Here is a 17,572-nt window from a genome sequence, read left to right as displayed (position 1 = left end):
AGATCTCACCCAGGACGACCTCAACAAAGTGGCGGCACGGTTGAACTCACGACCGCGTAAGACACTCAGTTTTGATACCCCAGCCGATAGGCTTGAAGCACTGTTGCGCTGACCGGTTGAATCCACCAGCGCCTTCTTCGCCGCCAAGCAACAGCGCCGGAACGGTTTGAGCTGATGGCGCAAGAGAAGGCGAACTACGCGGTCACCATGATGGCGCGAGTGTTGGAGGTCTCCCGGTCCGGGTTTTACGCCTGGTCCAAGCGCCGCGGCACGCTTGGCACGCGCCGTGCGCGCCAACAGGACCTGGACGAGCAGGTCCGCTGGTTCCATGACCGCTCCCGGGGCACCTACGGCGCCCCAAGAATCACCGCTGACCTGCATGATGCCGGTGTGGACGTGGACCGTAAGACGGTCGCACGGTCCATGAAACGCCAAGGCCTGGAGGGATTGTCGACCAGATCATTTCGGACACCCGGACGCAAAACACAGGCGCAGTGCCGGCATGAGGACTTGTGTGAGCGCACCTGGGATCACGGACGGCTCAACGCCGCCTGGATCACGGACTTCACTTACTTACGCTGCGGCGAAGGCTGGGTGTATTTGTGTGCGATCCGAGACGGGCATTCCCGTCGGGTCATCGGCTCTGCGATGGGACCGAGGCAGGACACGGATCTGGTGATCGAAGCGTTGACCAACGCGCGCGCCACCCGCGAGCACCTGCCGGAGCAGGTGATTTTGCACGCCGACCGCGGGGCCCAGTTCACAAGCCGTCAGCTGGATGAGACTGCCCATGAGGTCGGGGTGCGGATGTCAATGGGTAAGACCGGGGTGTGCTGGGATAATGCGATGGCGGAGTCATTCTGGGCGACGTTGAAGGTCGAGTATTTCTACCGGCACGCCTTCGCCACCAGGGCCCAAGTTTACGACGGTGTCAGCGAGTGGATTGAGGTCTTCTACAACCGCTACCGCCGGCATTCCGCTATCGGTTTCATCAGCCCGGTGGCCTATGAATTATCGCTTGATCAGCCAGCTGCGGTGTTGGTAGCCGCTTAACTATCTGTCCACGATTTGCGGGCAAGCCCACTTCCCTCTTCCTCGTGATAGCTCTATGTTGACGATTGGCTACTCCCCAACGAAAATAATTTACGTGCCCACGACGCCGCGAACCAACTCCACCTAAAACCCGAGTTCTACGTCTATGAACCGTCTCAGGTTTGATGCCGCTATCTTTTGAGTAGAGGATAGCCCTATGCCAAAGAAGATTGACCCCGCCGTGAAGGATCGGGCCGTACGTCTGGTGCGTGACCATCGCGCGGATTACCCCTCAACCGCGCGAGCCATTGCTGCCGTTGCAAGCCAGGAAGGAATCGGGCGGGAATCCTTGCGCCGGTGGGTTGCCCAAGCCGATATCGATGCCGGCCAGCGTGAGGGAAAGACCAGCGAGGAACTCGCTGAGATCAGGCAGTTGAAGGCCGAGAACAAGCGCCTTCGCGAAGATGTGGCAGTGCTACGTGCGGCAACAACTTTCGTACGTCGAGGGAACCAGACCCCCTGGGCCGCTGATCTTGGGATTCGTTGATGAGCTGCGCTCTCAAGGACATGCAACCCGGTCAATTCTTCGCGTTCTCCGCCAGGAGGGCGCCCATGTTTGCTGCACGCACTTACCGGTCCTGGAAACACGGCACCATCAGCCAGCGCACCGTAAGTGACGCGCATGTGATTGATGCTGTCCGCTCTGCCGCGTGGCAAGTTGAGACCCTGCCTGATGGGAGTATCCGGCGCAAGATGACGCCTGAAGGCATGTATGGGCGGAAGAAGATGACCGCTCTGATCCGCAGAACCGCGATCGCTGACGCATCCTGGGGAGCAATCGACCGAGCCATGCAATTCCTAGGACTATCAGGCGTGACACGTGCGAAAGCCATTCGCACGACGATTCCAGGTAAGGACGGCAACCGCGCTGGTGACCTGCTTGATCGGGACTTCACCGCTCCGCGCCCGGACCATACCTGGGTCATGGATTTCACCTACGTACGCACCTGGTCCGGCTTCGTCTACGTCGCCTTTATCCTTGACGTCTTCTCGCAGCGGATTGTTGCCTGGCACGCCCAGACCACGATGCACACCAATCTGGTGATGACACCATTACGGATGGCGCTGTGGGAACGGGAGCGCCAAGGCCGCCCAATCAAACCACGACAGCTACGGGCTCACTCGGACGCGGGCAGTCAATACACCGCTGTAACCTACACCGAGCGCCTGGCCCTGGAAGGGATCAGTCCCTCGATCGGGACCATCGGCGATGCGTACGACAATGCGCTGATGGAGACGATTAACGGGCTCTACAAAGCTGAATGCGTCCGCACCACGATCTTCCATGAGGGCCCGTTCAAGACGATCACAGACGTTGAATACGCCACCTCAGGGTGGGTTGATTGGTACAACAATCGTCGGCTCCACGGTAGCCTAGCGATGGTCAGCCCAAACGAGTACGAGCAGACCTACTATGCAGCACTCGACCGAGAGCTGCTACCCGTATAAAAGCGGCAAAGAACCTGAGGCGGTTCACTGCGCCGAACGACGCTACTTCTCCGAAGTCTCCATGCAACGCCTGACCCACATCCTCACCAACCCCCAAACCCCCAGCCTGGACCCAGACGGCAAGAACGAACTCTTCCTCACCGCCTAACCAAGCCGAAAAAAGTTACACCACAAGAAGGGACTTGACCACACAGTGCCATGGAAACCCCGATAAATATTAGATCCGGATACGTCGTCGTCGGCGTCGATACTCACAAACACATCCACGTTGCAGCCGTGATGGACTCCGTGGCCGGTATTCTCGATACTTTAACGATCCCCACCGATACTCCCGGGTTCGCGAAACTCACCGCGTGGGCTCAAACCTATGGACAGATCTTAGTTTTCGGTATCGAAGGGACCGGATCCTACGGAGCCAGCCTCACATCCTATCTGCGCCGTCATGGTCATCGTGTTGTGGAGGCGGGCAGGCCTGATCGCCGGCTTCGGAGAATGAACGGTAAATCCGACACTATGGATGCGGAAAATGCTGCTCGGGCAGCACTGGCAGGCATGGCTACTGCAACCCCGAAAACTGCTGATGGCACAGTCGAGATGTTGCGCCAGCTTAAGGTTGTCCACGGCACTGCAGTCAAAGACCGCAGTGCCGTGATGATCACGCTCAAAGCGATACTGGTCCACGGCGATGACCACCTACGAGCAACCACGAACAAGCTGACAAGAATCAAGCTTGCCCGCCACCTAGCACGGTTACGCCCCTCTGATCTGACTACTGTTGCTGGGACGCTGCGGTAATCGTTACGGGCCTTGGCGCAGCGCTGGCTCTTCCTCGATGCTCAGATCAAAGAACTAGAATCACAGATCAATGCCCTCGTGACTGATTACCGCCCAGCACTACTGGAGCAATTCGGAATCGGTGCCGACACTGCCGCGGAAATCCTCATCGTGGTCGGCGATAATCCCGAACGTATCAAATCAGAAGCAGCCTTCGCGAAACTCGCAGGCATCAGCCCGATCCCCACCGGCTCGGGACAGACCAGCGGCCGGCACCGGATCAACCACGGCGGTCACCGCCAGCTCAACGCCGCGATCTACCGCACCGTCATTGTCCGGATGCAACACCACGAACCGACAAAAGCTTACGTCGCTAGAAGAACCGCCGAGGGCAAGTCCAAACGCGACATCATCCGATGCCTCAAACGCTACGTCATCCGCGAGGTCTACCACCTCGTCAAAGCTCAACCAGCTACCGCCATCCCTCTTCAGAAAGCGAGTTGACAGATATAGGAGCGTCAACGCCTTGGCCGAAACTGTCAACGGCTACTACAAGACCGAACTCGTGCGAGGACCGAACCACGGTCCGTGGAAGACGATCGAGGATCTAAAGCTGGCAACCCTGGGGTGGGTTCATTGGCACAACACCGAGCACCTTCACAGCTACCTCGACCATGTACCGTCGCTCGAGTACGAGAACACCTACTACACTGCTATCGGCACCACTGATGTGATGGTAGGAAACAAATAGAAAGAGTCTCCATCAAACCCAGGGCGATTCAGGTGACTCTTGGCGAGCATGGCAACGACGTCTGTGAACTGGGCGTGCACGAGCTCTCGTTTCCCACGGGGCACAACGATCGTCCGGATAATTGCCGCAACCATTTGGGAGGCAACCTTCGGGACCCGAGCAAGCACGTTCCGCATGAAATGTACCCGGCAACGCTGCCATGCAGCGCTCTGGAAAGCAACCTGGATCGCCCGGACCAGGCCAGCGTGTGCGTCACTGATGACTAACTGCACCCCCGATAGGCCCCTGGCTTTGAGATCACGGAAAAACTCGGTCCAAAACGGTTCCGCCTCGGTGTCCCCAACCTGGAATCCGAGGACCTGCCTGCGTCCGTCTGCTGCGATGCCGATCGCGATCACGATCGCCTAGGAGACGACCCTGCGTCCGACCCTGGCTTTGCAATAGGTTGCGTCAACAAACACGTACGGGTAGGTGGTGTCACTAAGACTGCGTCCTTGGAATTCAGCCACGTCCTGGTCGAGGTCTTGACAGATCCGTGACACTTCTGATATTGAGATCCCACTATCTGCTCCCAGGGCGCGGACCAGATCATCAACTTTCCGGGTTGAGACACCATGGACGTAGGCTTCCATCACCACCGCGAACAATGCCTTATCAACACGGCGGCGGCGTTCCAATAGTGAGGGGAAGAATGATCCTTGGCGAAGTTTCGGGATACGTAGTTCAAGATCACCGGCAGTCGTTGAGAGGGTCCGGGGCCGGGTCCCGTTACGCTGGGTGGCCCGGTCGTTGGAGCGTTCATAACGGCCAGCACCGATCACTGCTGTCGCTTCGGCGTTGATGAGTTCCTGGAAGGCGCGCTCGGTGAGAAGTCGAATACGTTCAGTTGTTTCCGTGAGTTCGAGTTCCTTTAAAAGCTCGATCAAGGCAGACTGGTTGAGAGCCATCGTGGGATGTGTCCTTTCGTGAGTAACTTGGTCGTTCTCACTGACCATCCCACGATGGCTCACTCGCCGATCACGACGACACACAAGCCCCAGAAATTACACCACCACACGAGACGCGACCCAACGCAGTTGGGATCGTTCAGTAAGAAACATTTTTTGACTTCTCAGACCCAGCCCTTAAAATATTTGCTAACAACAGGAGAGGCAACGACGCCCATCCCTTTTAGAGAGGAAGCATCATGTTCCTCAAGTGTGCATTCATTACTACTCTTCTAGTCTTCACTCCCGTTTTCGCAAGTGCCAGTGATGCAAATAGTGAGGAGTGGACACCTGATTCTCCTCAATCGCTCAGCGAGCTAACAGGTGTTGAGAACGCTGATGATATCGCCGAGGAATATGACCTCGATTATGTTGAGGTCTTTGAGCCCGGAACCTTTGATCGAATTGAGGTGTCATCTGGAAATGAAGCAGAATCACCCAGCGTGCAAGCCCGTAGCAACCCGATCCATTCCTGCGTAGCTCCCGCAGGAATACAGGTTTCCTGCCGAGACCAGACTGGACATATCGTCGCTGCCAACCTTAAGAGTAAAATGATCATGGGCTATTCATGGAGTACTCACTGGTCCAGTGGCAGTAACGCAAACGTGATTGGTCGAGGCATTCAAGACGGCAAAATCGTATGGCGGGGCGGAGGCAATGGAAAAAGCGGCGGCTTCAACGTCCCGTGGTATGCAACAAATCCATACGTTAAGCCTGGCTGGGGCTTAGCCACCATGGCCACGAAGCATGTCAAGGTTCGATCCATGAATCCACCTGCTGGAGTCACCGTCAATTGGCAATAGAATCTGACAAGCAGGCTGTAGCCCTTGCTCTTGTGCTCCCCCTTCTGCTTGTTGGGTGTTCTCAAGAGACAGCCGACGAAGAGCCTTCTACCAAATTAATCGCGGCAGCAACGTGCACGAGAGAGTTCGACATCACCGCTGAACTCGCAATACCCGGGGAAATACGCGGGATTGACTGCTATGACGCCAACAATGGGATCGAGCTTGTCTACCGCACAGCGGCCGAGGACGACATTCTGCATATGTCAGAGCAAACCTGGTATCCCACACCCGCAGCACCTCTCTACGTAACGCGCGGCCCAGACTGGTTCATCCTGGCAAATGACGACAATAGGCGCGCAATAGAAGATGTGATACCAGGCCAATCCTTCGAAGACCTTGGCATCCCCGATGACGAGGAAGACGATCCCTACGGCTACGGTCCGCAGACCTGTGCCCAGTTCGCATCAGCACTCTCTTTCAGCTACGCGTATGAAGGTATCGATCTTCCCGACAACACGTCAGATACAGCCCGCGACCTGTTTGAGTCGTCATTCTCAGATTTGATCGAAACTGGAAAACTCCAGGAGTATTCACAAGATTCACCTGAAGTCCTCATACTGCTTGGCAACCATTCACACAGTATCAATCAGTTTTGTGCAGACGGTGGTGACATATTTGATGGATTTTGAGGGCATTAATATACGAATTGCTGTGAAAAGGCTTTACTTGACTGCGGCTATTATTTACGTGGTCTCCCTACTCCTCCGCATTGTCGGACCGTATTTCACCGCTGTTCCAAGCATCGTCGGAGAGCACAACCGGCCTTTAGCGGGAACCTTACGTTTCATTTTCAATGAACTCACCAGCATCATCAGCCCAATAACTGCTTCTTTCTGCCTTATTCTTGCGATCACCATGCACCTCACCCTCACATCGAGGCGTACGGACTTTAACGATAGAAGATAGAACCGGAAGCCAGCTCTCAGGCGGCCTGCATAGGGCTGTCGACGTTATGGAATCTAGGAGGGTGAGGTGGTAACTACGATTGGTCCGTATGCCATCTTTTGGGCTACTGCGTTGGAGATTGCTGGTATCGGTGATGAATTCTGGGCCGATGCTCTCGCTGAGGAGGTTGAGACAGGCAGGGCTCTCACCCAGCAGGTGATAGAGCAATTACCCCGCAGTCTTGACCAGGAGGAATGTGCGCTTCTTATTTTGGGAGAGTTGATGAGTGGAGTCAGCCCCTATGCTGAGCCGGTCACTCTCGCCCATGCAACTGAACGCGATGTGCTTAGGCTTCGAGAGAGTTTCCGACAGGTCTTGGATCGCATGCTCGATGATCGCTTCATCCACCTTCAGCCCCAGGGAGATACCCCCGAGGCTCCTGTAACAGATTATTCAGATGGCTCGATGTGGTGGTCTTCCCCGAGCTTGAGGGGTTTTACGCCGAACACTTTGGCAGATGGCGACGTTATCACGCGGTGTTTTCGTCGCAATTATCAAATTCTCGGGGGAGTTCCGCTGTCGAGTATTCTCGGAGACGATTCGATCATGACAGTCCTCGAACAGGTCGAGCTGTGGAAGCGTCAAGAAGACCGGGGGCCCGTTATGTTTATCGATCCGACCACCTTCGCGAAGCCCGTCCTTCATCTCGACTCGGCAGCGAGCTTTGTCAACATTACTGATCGGCTTCCGCAGGCAGCTCGATGTGACGTGCATCAGGACTCCTGGTGGTGGGGACAGTTTGGGTATGAGGAACTGCCATCGTGGTTCCAGCTATCTAAGCACTATGCAGGTGTTTCCCTCGGTATCGACGCATACTTTGATTCGTGGATACCCCTACGTACAAAGGGCGGTACTACTCGCATATCGGGATGGCTTCCCGAATCACTCTTTTTACTTTCTCCGGTCTCCAGGGGGCACACTGCCTAGCGCCCGCAATCCGTTACTTCGAGTCCTATGACGGCCGTTCTTATCTTTCGCATGCTCGGAAGCCAGCCACACCTAGATTGAGGATGACGATGACGACGAAACTAACCCAACTGAAGTGTACTGAGAGGGGTTGTCCGAATATTGTGGACACGTAGTGGAACTACCGAGTCGTGAGGCAGCCGTTCCTTCTTCGTGGTGGCTTTGGGGAAGGGGACGTGGTATTCGAGGCTGACGGGGCTGACCATTCCTAGTGCAGAGTGTCGGCGTCGGCGGTTGTAGACCACCTCAATCCAGCGTGCGACGCTTTTCGATGCAGGCATGACGAAGACATCCTTGGCACAAGCCCTTGGAGTCTCCCAACCAAATATTTCAACGCGTATTCATGGACGCGCTGACTGGAGCGCAGAAGATCTCTTGGTAACCGCCGAAACACTGGGCATTACAATCGCTGACCTAGTACCCACTCGGGGCGAGGATGGAGGATGGATCCCGGCCCCATTTAAGCCCGGATACGCAAATCCCCCCGCCGAAGCGGGGGGAGAAAATGCGAGCCGCCTGAGAGAATCGAACTCTCGACCTATTCATTACGAGTGAATCGCTCTACCGACTGAGCTAAGGCGGCGCTGATATCAGCAGAACGAGCCTACCGAAGCGAGGCGCGGCTTTTCAAATACGCACCTATGACGCTCGACACTGCGCGGCGTTCGTTACGCAGGACATCTGAGACCGTCCGTGGGGAGCTCACCGTCGATGAGGAAGCGGTCGACGGCGTCGTCGATGCATGCGCCTGCGGTGCCGTAAGCCGTGTGACCTTCGCCTTCCCAGGTCATGAGGACGCCATTCTCGAGCTGCTCGGCGAGATCGACTGCCGACTGGTACGGGGTGGCAGGATCACCTTCCGTTCCAATGACGATGATCGGGTTAGAACCTTTGGCGATGAAAGGTCCTGGCACTTCATCGGCCGTATAGGGCCATTCGGCACAGAATATGTCCCCACCCTCGAAGAAGGGGGCGAATGTCGGAGCATTCTCATTCAGCCTGGCGTCATTGGCCTCGATCGCAGCCTCATCCTCCACTACCGGGAAGTCGCGGCAATTGATGGCCCACCGGGCTTCGAGGGAATTGTCTATGAACTCCCCGCTGAACGTGTCTCTGCCCAGCATGAGGTCATTGAACGTGAGAAGCAGCGTGCCGTCGTCCTCCTCGAGCGCCATCCGTAGCGCCTCCGTGAGGAACGGCCATGTGTCCTCCGAGTAGAGGGTCGTGGCGATGCCGGTAAAGAAGATCCCCGGATTGACAACACGGTCATCAATCGATGTCGGTATCGGGCTGTCGAGGCTTGCCTCGATTTCAGCCTGCAGAAGCGACTTCGCCTCATCGACATCGTCCGTGTCAAATGGGCAATCTTCGTCGTCGAGGCAGGACTCAAGGTAAGCCCCCAGTGCGTTCTCGAACCCAACTGCCTGGAAGTAGGAAGAATCAAGCGGCGATTCGGCTGGGTCGATTGCGCCGTCGAGAACCATGCGGCCGACCATGTCTGGGAATAGCTCAGCGTACTGACCACCGAGGTGGGTACCGTAAGAGAAGCCCAGATAATCGAGCTGCGGCTCGCCGAGCGCCGCTCGCATGACGTCCATATCTCGTGCCGTGTTGATCGTGCTCATATGCTCGAGCAGGTCACCGCTGGTCTTGATACAGCCTGCGATAATTGCCCTCGTGTCGTTGAGCGCATCTGCTTCGCCCTCTGGCGTATCGGGATAAGCCTTGTCGAGGAAATAACCGAGCTGCTCGTCAGGGAGGCACTTGACCGGTGCCGACTGTCCCACTCCTCTTGGGTCGAAGCCTACGATGTCGTAGTTCTCGACGAGGTTAGAGCCGAAGTAGGAGCGCGCATTGTCGGCCATTTCCATGCCCGATGCTCCGGGACCACCCGGGTTGACGAAGAGTGAACCGTGCGACTCACCGCTGGCCGGGACACGAAGAACAGCTATGTCGATCGTCTCTCCGCTTGGATCCTCGTAGTCGAGCGGCACGGTGATGTCGGCGCACTTCGCTGCGTTGGACGTTCCGTCCTCGCACGCGCCCCACTCAACGTTCTGGCCGTAGAAGTCCTCAAGGCCAGCGGGTGCCTCCAGCGTCGGGGCGGGCGGCTCGGCGGTATCAGTCGGATCATCCTCAACCGTCGATGAACAGGCGCCGAGAAGCAAAGCGCAGGATGCCAGCGCCGCGAGAGTACGTTTCACGATTTCAGGTTAGACCAGTTCGACTGTAATACGCGATCTCATTACCGTCGAAACGACACCATCATCGCTTCTACGGCGAGCAGGGGAGCGACATTGGCTCCGATGCGTTCACGTGCGAGTGAAATCTCATCAAGAGTCTCGATAGTTTTCACGGGCACGATGGAGTCGGCAATCTCGCCGATCTCAGCTTCGAAATCCGGGTTGACGAGCTCTGTTCCAGCGTCGAGCTGGACGACGAGGACGTCGCGGTAGAACGACAGCAGGTCGATAAGAGCCCGATCGAGAGCATCCCTCTTCTGGCGTGTTTCCCGCTTCTTCGCCGCCTCGGCAATGGCCCGGAACTGCCCCTGCATCTGCGGGGGCACCCGCTCGTCGGGAGAAAGGCCGAGAGTCCGTCGAAGTTCGGCCTCTTCCTTCTCGCCGCGTCCGCTACCGGTGCTCTTCGCCTGCGTCTCTGCACGGTCGACGAGCGCCTTGGCGGCGATGATGGCATCGCCCGTCGTGCGAACACCGTACGCGCTCCGCAGGTTTTGCTCGCGCCGCTCCCGCACCTCTGGATCAGTCGCGAGCGCCTTCGCTGCACCGACGTGGGACTGAGCGGCCCGTGCCGCGATGAGGGCGCGTTCCGGGTCGATTCCGTCGCGCCGGACGAGTAGCGCGGCCACCTTCTCCGCGGATGGTATGACGAGGTTGAGTCCGCGGCAGCGGGACCTGATCGTGGCGAGGACGTCGCGAGGTGAGGGCGTGCAAAGGATCCAGACCGTGCGCGGCGGGGGCTCTTCGATCGCTTTAAGAAGGACATTCGTCGTCCGCTCGAGCATTCGATCGGCCTCTTTGACGATGAGAACGCGCCACGCCCCGAGCGTCGGCGTTGCTTGCGCGCGGGACACAAGTTCCCGCACGGACGCAACGGAGATCGTCGTCACCTCCGATGCGAGCGTCTCGACATCCGGGTGGGAGCCTGCCATGACGAGCGAGCACCCCTCGCACTCCCCGCATCCGATCTCGACACCCGTGCACTGCAATGCCGCAGCGAAGGCGGTCGCTGCCGTACTCCTGCCCGAGCCCGGCGGTCCGGTGAACAACCAGGATTGGGCCATCCCGACAGTGCCTGTTCGTGCCGCTTCAGCGGCCCGCGTGAGAACGGCGATCGCTGCATCTTGGCCGGCGAGGTTATCGAAGACGGTCATAAGCTGCCCTGACGTCTTCCGCGATGTCGCTGATGGGCCGATTGGCATCGATGATGATAAAACGATCGGGTTCCGCCCGCGCCATCTCCAGATACGTCTGCCGCACCCGTTGGTGGAAGTCGCTTCCCGCGGATTCGAGTCGGTCTTTCTCCCTGTCGAGACGGGCCGCTCCGACGGCGGGGTCAAGGTCAAGGAGGAGTGTTATGTGCGGGACAAGCCCACCGACCGCCCACATATTGAGCGAGCGGATTTCGTCAACGCCGAGTTGCCTGGCCGCGCCCTGGTAGGCGACGGACGAGTCGACGAACCGGTCGGTCATGACGGTGGCACCCCGTTCGAGTCCGGGACGAATGACGGTCGCGACGTGGTGGGCTCTATCCGCTGAGTAGAGCAACGCCTCGGTGCGAGGCGACAGGTCTTCGCCGTGGAGTAGGGCCTGGCGGATCTCCCGCCCGAGTTCGGTTCCACCTGGTTCACGGGTTGTCACGACCTCGAGGCCGTCCGACCGCACGTGCTCGGCAAGGATGTTGATTTGGGTCGTCTTGCCGGTGCCGTCTCCTCCTTCGAACGAGATGAAGGTTCCCGTCACGAACCCGCCTTTTTCGTTGTCGTCTTCTTCGTTGCGGGCTTCTTCGGAGTAGTCGTCTTCTTCGTAGCCCTCGCCGCGGTCTTTTTCGCGGGTGCCTTCTTTGTCTTCTTCGGGTTGTTCTTTACGTATTCGCGCCGCAGCGCGAGGAGCTCGTAGGCGCGTTCATCCGTTATCGTCTCAATCGAGTCAGCGACTCGAAGGGATGCGTTGACTTCGCCGTCGGTCACGTACGGCCCGAACCTACCGTTCTTCAGAACGACCGGCTTCTTCGAGACCGGGTCTTCGCCGAACTCTTTGAGCGGCCCCGCAGCCGCGGCTCTGCCACGGCTTTTCGGCTGGGCGAGTAGCTTCTCAGCTTCCTCAAGTGTGATCGTGAGAATCTGGTCGTCATTTTCGAGGCTTCGAGATTCCGATCCCTTCTTGATGTAGGGACCGAACCGACCCGTCATCGCGAGGATCTCTGTGCCCTCAGCATCTGTGCCGACCACGCGCGGAAGCGCGATGAGTTGAACGGCCTGCTCGAGGGTGACTGTGGCCAAGTCCATCGACTTGAACAGGGACGCCGTCCGCGGCTTCGTCCCCTTCGGAGCGTCAGCGGGAAGCTCTTCGAGGATGTAAGGACCGAACCGGCCGTTCTTCGCGGTCAGCTCCAGTCCCGTCTCGGGGTGGTGGCCAAGGATGCGGCCGTCCTCCCGGCCCTTCTCGAGCAACTCGCTCGCCTTCTCGAGCGTGAGCTCGTCGGGCGCAACATCCTCGGGCACGCTGGCTCGGATCGGATCGCCCTCGCCCTCCTGCTTCTGCACGTACGGACCGAAACGTCCAACGCGAAGCTCGATACCATCGCCGAGCGGGACCGTGTTGAGCGCACGCGCGTCGATCTCGCCGAGGTTCTCAACCTCGTGGAGCAAACCGCGATGGTCATCGTCACCGAAGTAGAAGCTTTCGAGGTATGCCGCGCGATCGGCCTCGCCCCTCGCGATCGAATCGAGCTCCTCCTCCATTTGTGCCGTGAAGTCGTAGTCGACATAGCCGGGCAGGTTCTCCTCGAGGAGGCGAACAACAGAGAATGCCGTCCATGTTGGGATCATGGCCTGGCCACGACGCTCGACATAGCCACGATCGGTGATGACGGAGATGGTCGACGCATAGGTCGAGGGCCGGCCGATGCCAAGCTCCTCAAGCTTCTGCACGAGCGACGCGTCCGTGTACCGTGGCGGCGGGTTCGTCTCATGCCCCTCGGCGAGCGTCTCGATGACATCGACGACGTCACCCTCGGACAGGTCGGGAAGCCGTGACTCCCCATCCTTCTCATCGTGACGGGACTTGTCCCTGCCCTCCTCGTAGACAGCGAGGAAGCCGGGGAATGTGACGACCGTGCCAGAGGCTGTGAGACCTGCTCTGCCGAATCCGGCCGAGTCGATTGTCGACGCCATCTGGACGGAGACGGTCAGGAGGTTCGCATCCGCCATCTGAGACGCGAGTGTGCGCTTCCAGATGAGCTCATAGAGCTTGAACTGCTTGGGGTTGAGTGAGGAGCGCACCTCGTCAGCGCTACGGAACTTGTCACCGGCGGGCCGAATGGCCTCGTGCGCCTCCTGCGCACCCTTTGCCTTTTTCGAATAGAAGCGGGGCTTGTCCGGAACATAGTCCGCTCCGTAGCGCTCCTTGACCTGTGCGCGAGCGGCAGCGACGGCCTCTTTCGACAGGTCGACCGAATCGGTTCGCATGTACGTGATGAAGCCGTTTTCGTACAGTTGCTGGGCGACGCTCATCGCCTCACGGGAGTTCATGCCGAGCTTCCGGGACGCCTCCTGCTGGAGGGTCGACGTCGTGAATGGCGGGGACGGGCGACGTTTCGACGGCTTTGACTCAACACTCGTCACTCCAACAGCCGCGGTCCGTAGTGCTGCCGCGACCGCGTCAGCCCTTTCTCTATCGAGGACGACAACGTCCTTCCGGGCGGCCGCAGACGTCAGCTTGCCATCGTCACCGAAATCCCTGCCCTGCGCCACCGGTTTGAAGTCGAGACTGGATAGGCGGGCCTTGAATGTTTCGACTGCCCCCTCATCGCCCCCGCTGAGTTTGGTGCGCACTCCCCAGTAGGAGGCCGCAACGAATGCCATTCGCTCACGTTCCCGTTCGACGACGAGTCGGGTGGCGACGGACTGGACGCGGCCAGCAGACAGGCCCTGGTTGACTTTACGCCAGAGCACAGGCGAGACCTCATAACCGTAGAGTCGGTCGAGGATGCGGCGAGATTCCTGAGCATCGACGAGCTTCGTGTCGATCTCGCGAGTGTTGTCGAGGGCCCTGTCGATCGCCTCGCGGGTGATCTCGTGAAACACCATACGCTTGACCGGGATCTTCGGCTTGAGAACCTGAAGGAGGTGCCAGGCAATCGCCTCGCCCTCACGGTCCTCATCCGTTGCGAGGTAAAGCTCGTCAGCATCCTTGAGCGCCGCCTTGAGCTCAGACACCTTCTTTTTCTTGCCAGCGTCGACAATGTAATACGGGTCGAATCCATCTTCCGTATTGACTGCGAACCGTCCGTAAGGGCCCTTCTTCATATCGGCTGGGAGATCCCGGGGCTCGGCAAGGTCCCTGATATGACCAATTGACGCTTCGACGACATACTCGGTGCCAAGATAGGCGCCGATAGTCCTCGCCTTGGCGGGAGACTCGACGATGACAAGCTTGGTCAATGGACTTCCTTCGGCTAGCGGACCCCTGGTAGGGACTGACCACAATATATAAGGAGTGGATGCCTTGCCAGCAAATCCCTCCACATAAGTCGCGTACGCCTAGCTACTGTATTCGACGAGAAGTCCCGCTCCGATGAGTTCTCGAGCACTCGGGAGGATCGCCGCCATCATCTCATCCACCGGAGTGTTGAGAAGACCGGAAAGCGCTCCGATGATCTGGCCCACGCTCAGCTCACCATCACACGCCCCGACGAAGCCTGCGACTTCGCCCGACACGGGCACCTCTCGGCCGAGACCGAGGAGGGAAATGTGCCACGGATCGGACACTCCAGGCGTGTGCAACCGCTTCTCGACGAGCCCGTTCGCAACGAGGTGCGTCGCGAGCAGAGCGTCATCCTCAGATGCCGCAAGATGGCGGTTGCGCCACGCATCTCCGAACGAGTCCGCCATCGAGCCTCGGTAGTCCTCGAAACGTTGCGGACCGTCCTGCGGGCCGAGTGTGAGGCAGCCGAACCCGATCGACTCGGCAGCAATATTCTTGAGCCACTCGAAGTACGCCATCGTGAAAGCCGAACCTGTCATACCGGTGTCCTTCAGCCACATTTCCGCGTACTGAGCTGGATCAACCGCGTCTCGAAGCACGATCCAGGCTTCCCGATTGCCGATTGCGGTGGCGATCGTCTTCGACCATGTGGTCGCAAACGTTGGAGAATCGAGGTCCGCATGGATGAGCCAGTTGCCGAGCAACCAGGCAATGCCATTCTCCGACAGGTGGTTTCCGACGTTGGCGAGAACCTCCATGAGAATGTCATCGCCTTCAGCTCCCGCGTCGCGATATTCGTACGTGCCGATGACGCGCCGCACTTCGGGCGGAGTGATGACAAACGGGAGGTTGGCGACGATGCGGTCGAACTTCTCGGGGACCGGCTCGAAGAGGGAGCCCTGCCGCGTCTCAACAGTCAGTCCTGCCATCGCCGCGTTGAACTGCGTGAAGGCCAGGGCTCGCTCCGAGATGTCCACGGCGACGGCGTTAGCGCCGGACCGTGCCGCGACCAGAGCGTGGTACCCGCATCCGGTCCCGAGATCGAGAACGTGCTGGCTCGCGTCAAACGCAGTCATCGCCGCAAGGGTCTTTGTCGCCCCGCCGACTGGCATGACGTGATCGTGCGCTGGCAGGCAGTCCTGTAGCGGACCGAGATCGGACGCGATGAGAAGCTCGCCCGAGCCGTGCCGCTCCGGGATTGCGACCGGTCGGACCGCGATCGCCGCCTTAATGTGCTCGGTCATGAAGCCCGCGTCAATTGCCTCATCGAGCGGAATTGTCGGTAGCGCCTCGGTGTACTCCTCCTCCGTAAGCTGGTGGCCGAGAAGAAGCAGTCTCGTGAGGAGCGGGATCCTGCCCGGCAGTGCGCACGCGTGCCGGATAGCGGGGGCTCGCTGCTCGCGGTCGAGCGCCGCGAGGCCCACCCTTCCTACGGACTCCGCGACACCGGCGACTGTGTAACCTTCAAGCTCACCCCTCAGTCGGTCGACCAATCGTGAGAGTTCCATTGCCACTCCTGACCGTTATCTTTACTTTTCGGGTACTTTATTCCGCATGCTATCCAATTTCTGCCGTTAATCTTGCTAGTGACCGAATAGTGTTCAGGATTGGCGACTAGGGTATCTAGTTGTGAACGAAACCCTCACTCCGCAGGAGCGCACGAAAGTCCTCGTCGTCCTGCTCTCCTCACTCTTCACCGCGCTTGTCGCCGTATCGATCATTAACGTGGCTCTTCCCTCCATCCAGGAGGGCCTGGGAGCGTCGTCAACCGACCTGCAGTGGGTACTCACCGGTTATTCGCTGACTTTCGGTATTGTTCTGGTCGCTGCTGGCCGAGCGGGGGACCTGCTGGGACGGGAGCGGCTCTTTATCGTCGGCGTCGCAATCTTCGGACTCTTCTCCCTCGTCGCGGCGCTCGCACCGAACGCCATCGTGCTCAACGTTGCGCGCGCGATCATGGGTATTGGATCCGGCATCATGAACCCGCAGACGACTGGAATCATTCAGCAGTATTACCGGGGCAAGGACCGCGCCCGCGCCTTCGGCATCTTTGGCGCTGTCGTCGGGTTTGCGGTCGCAATCGGTCCTGTCTTTGGCGGCGCCATCATCGACTGGTTCCCTGTCGAGGTGGGGTGGCGGTGGACGATGGGGATCAACGTTCCACTCTCTGCCCTGTCGATCGTCCTCGCCATCATGTGGTTGCCGAAGACACCTCGTTCGGAGGCGACGAAGCACGATCTGGATCCGATTGGCGCCATTCTCCTCGGACTGGCTGTGCTGTTCACGATGCTGCCGTTCATGATCGGGAGCGACCATCCGGGAGCGTGGTGGTTCTTGCTACTTGGCGCCGTCGTCGGCGTCGCGTGGCTCATGTGGGAGCAGCACTACCGGATGGTGGGCCGCTACCCCATGGTCAATCTTTCACTCTTCCGCATCCGATCGTTCAGCCTCGGCTCGGCGATGATCACAGTGTTCTTCGCGGGCACGACGACGATCTGGGTTCTCCTAGCCCAGTTCGTTCAGCAAGGGGCAGGTCAGACTGCTCTCATCGCAGGAATGATCGGACTGCCAGCCGCCATACTCTCCGTCTATACGTCGTACATCGGCGGCAGGCTCGTTGTGAAGTACGGCCGGTGGCTCGTCGTCACTGGCCTTGTCCTCAACATGATCGGCCTCGCCCTGACGGTCGCGGCAGCGTTCGCCATCATGGACGGGGCACCGGTGTGGCTACTCACTGTCAGTGTCCTGCCGATCGGTTTCGGAGCCGGCTGGATCACGTCTCCCAACCAGACTCTGACCCTGCGGGAAGTCCCGCCCAACCACGGCGGCACCGCTGGCGGCATCATGCAGACCGGCCAGCGGATCGGTACGTCCATGGGGACAGCCGCCGTCACTGCGCTCTTCTTCAGCCAGGTCTCGGCGGGCTACGCCGTGGCCCTCCTGTGGGGGTTCGGACTCATCATGGGCTTCATGACTCTCGCGCTTGCTATTGCCCTGCTCGACGCGTTCAAGGGGCGCGGCGAAGACACCGTCTGA

The 17,572-nt window shown here is 59.0% G+C and carries 13 protein-coding genes, 1 tRNA gene and 3 pseudogenes; 10 read left to right on the top strand and 7 right to left on the bottom strand.

Translation table 11 applies throughout. The annotated features are described in order from the left end of the window. The first annotated feature begins 120 nt into the window (after positions 1-120). From H7E91_RS04665 to H7E91_RS04650, 5 genes and pseudogenes are all read left to right on the top strand, one after another. Positions 121-1,053, top strand: coding sequence for an IS3 family transposase (locus tag H7E91_RS04665; RefSeq protein WP_338401730.1), 933 nt, complete (start codon positions 121-123; stop codon positions 1,051-1,053). Between the two features lie 196 nt (positions 1,054-1,249). Beyond that, a pseudogene (locus H7E91_RS04660) lies at positions 1,250-2,541 on the top strand (IS3 family transposase). A 198-nt stretch (positions 2,542-2,739) separates the two neighbouring features. Beyond that, a complete protein-coding gene (locus tag H7E91_RS11510; protein WP_206680350.1) occupies positions 2,740-3,336 on the top strand; it encodes an IS110 family transposase in 597 nt (198 codons plus the stop codon). 78 nt (positions 3,337-3,414) lie between these two features. Beyond that, positions 3,415-3,819, top strand: coding sequence for a transposase (locus tag H7E91_RS11505; protein WP_206680349.1), 405 nt, complete (start codon positions 3,415-3,417; stop codon positions 3,817-3,819). A gap of 16 nt (positions 3,820-3,835) precedes the next feature. Further along, a pseudogene (locus tag H7E91_RS04650) lies at positions 3,836-4,066 on the top strand (integrase core domain-containing protein); the annotation flags it as partial. 38 nt (positions 4,067-4,104) lie between these two features. Here H7E91_RS04650 and H7E91_RS11695 read toward each other — a convergent pair. Beyond that, positions 4,105-5,013: pseudogene (locus H7E91_RS11695) on the bottom strand (IS256 family transposase); the annotation flags it as partial. A gap of 239 nt (positions 5,014-5,252) precedes the next feature. Between H7E91_RS11695 and H7E91_RS04640 the strand changes: the two are divergent. The 4 genes from H7E91_RS04640 (at position 5,253) to H7E91_RS12220 (ending at position 8,363) form a co-directional block, all read left to right on the top strand. Next, positions 5,253-5,855: a hypothetical protein gene (locus H7E91_RS04640; RefSeq protein WP_182353924.1), complete on the top strand. Its 603-nt coding sequence runs from the start codon at positions 5,253-5,255 to the stop codon at positions 5,853-5,855. Continuing rightward, on the top strand, positions 5,846-6,526 hold the full coding sequence (locus H7E91_RS04635) for a hypothetical protein (protein WP_182353923.1): 681 nt from the start codon (positions 5,846-5,848) through the stop codon (positions 6,524-6,526). The genes H7E91_RS04640 and H7E91_RS04635 overlap by 10 nt, the downstream gene beginning before the upstream one ends. A gap of 343 nt (positions 6,527-6,869) precedes the next feature. Next, complete coding sequence (locus tag H7E91_RS04630; protein WP_182353922.1) at positions 6,870-7,769, top strand: hypothetical protein; 900 nt, start codon at positions 6,870-6,872, stop codon at positions 7,767-7,769. A gap of 318 nt (positions 7,770-8,087) precedes the next feature. Next, the gene (locus H7E91_RS12220; RefSeq protein ID WP_182353944.1) at positions 8,088-8,363 is read left to right on the top strand and encodes a helix-turn-helix domain-containing protein; all 276 of its coding nucleotides are present in this window, start codon (positions 8,088-8,090) and stop codon (positions 8,361-8,363) included. On the opposite strand, the gene H7E91_RS04620 is transcribed toward H7E91_RS12220, so the two are convergent. The 6 genes from H7E91_RS04620 to H7E91_RS04595 form a co-directional block, all read right to left on the bottom strand. Then, a tRNA-Thr gene (locus tag H7E91_RS04620) sits at positions 8,319-8,391 on the bottom strand. The genes H7E91_RS12220 and H7E91_RS04620 overlap by 45 nt on opposite strands. 85 nt (positions 8,392-8,476) lie before the next feature. Continuing rightward, positions 8,477-10,012: an alpha/beta fold hydrolase gene (locus tag H7E91_RS04615; protein WP_182353921.1), complete on the bottom strand. Its 1,536-nt coding sequence runs from the start codon at positions 10,010-10,012 to the stop codon at positions 8,477-8,479. 41 nt (positions 10,013-10,053) lie between these two features. Continuing rightward, positions 10,054-11,202: a DNA polymerase III subunit delta' gene (locus tag H7E91_RS04610; protein ID WP_182353920.1), complete on the bottom strand. Its 1,149-nt coding sequence runs from the start codon at positions 11,200-11,202 to the stop codon at positions 10,054-10,056. Further along, positions 11,186-11,791 carry a dTMP kinase gene (tmk, locus tag H7E91_RS04605; protein ID WP_182353919.1) on the bottom strand — a complete coding sequence of 202 codons (606 nt, stop codon included), beginning with the start codon at positions 11,789-11,791 and terminating at the stop codon, positions 11,186-11,188. Before tmk ends, H7E91_RS04610 begins: the two co-directional genes overlap by 17 nt. Continuing rightward, positions 11,788-14,493: a type I DNA topoisomerase gene (topA, locus tag H7E91_RS04600; RefSeq protein WP_182353918.1), complete on the bottom strand. Its 2,706-nt coding sequence runs from the start codon at positions 14,491-14,493 to the stop codon at positions 11,788-11,790. Before topA ends, tmk begins: the two co-directional genes overlap by 4 nt. 99 nt (positions 14,494-14,592) lie before the next feature. After that, positions 14,593-16,044: a DUF7059 domain-containing protein gene (locus H7E91_RS04595; protein ID WP_182353917.1), complete on the bottom strand. Its 1,452-nt coding sequence runs from the start codon at positions 16,042-16,044 to the stop codon at positions 14,593-14,595. 121 nt (positions 16,045-16,165) lie between these two features. On the opposite strand from H7E91_RS04595, the gene H7E91_RS04590 reads away from it, so the two are divergent. Continuing rightward, a complete protein-coding gene (locus H7E91_RS04590) occupies positions 16,166-17,572 on the top strand; it encodes an MFS transporter (protein ID WP_182353916.1) in 1,407 nt (468 codons plus the stop codon).

The organism is Flaviflexus huanghaiensis, from assembly GCF_014118685.1.
GTDB classification, from domain to species: Bacteria; Actinomycetota; Actinomycetes; order Actinomycetales; family Actinomycetaceae; genus Flaviflexus; species Flaviflexus huanghaiensis.
Note: the sequence above shows the minus strand (reverse complement) of the source record. Positions and strands in the feature narration are given on the sequence as shown.

Coding starts and splice junctions, on each gene's coding strand:
- H7E91_RS04640 (WP_182353924.1), top strand. CDS start 5,253: ATGTTCCTCAAGTGTGCATTCATTACTACTCTTCTAGTCTTCACTCCC.
- H7E91_RS11510 (WP_206680350.1), top strand. CDS start 2,740: ATGGAAACCCCGATAAATATTAGATCCGGATACGTCGTCGTCGGCGTC.
- H7E91_RS04610 (WP_182353920.1), bottom strand. CDS start 11,202: ATGACCGTCTTCGATAACCTCGCCGGCCAAGATGCAGCGATCGCCGTT.
- H7E91_RS04595 (WP_182353917.1), bottom strand. CDS start 16,044: ATGGAACTCTCACGATTGGTCGACCGACTGAGGGGTGAGCTTGAAGGT.
- H7E91_RS12220 (WP_182353944.1), top strand. CDS start 8,088: ATGACGAAGACATCCTTGGCACAAGCCCTTGGAGTCTCCCAACCAAAT.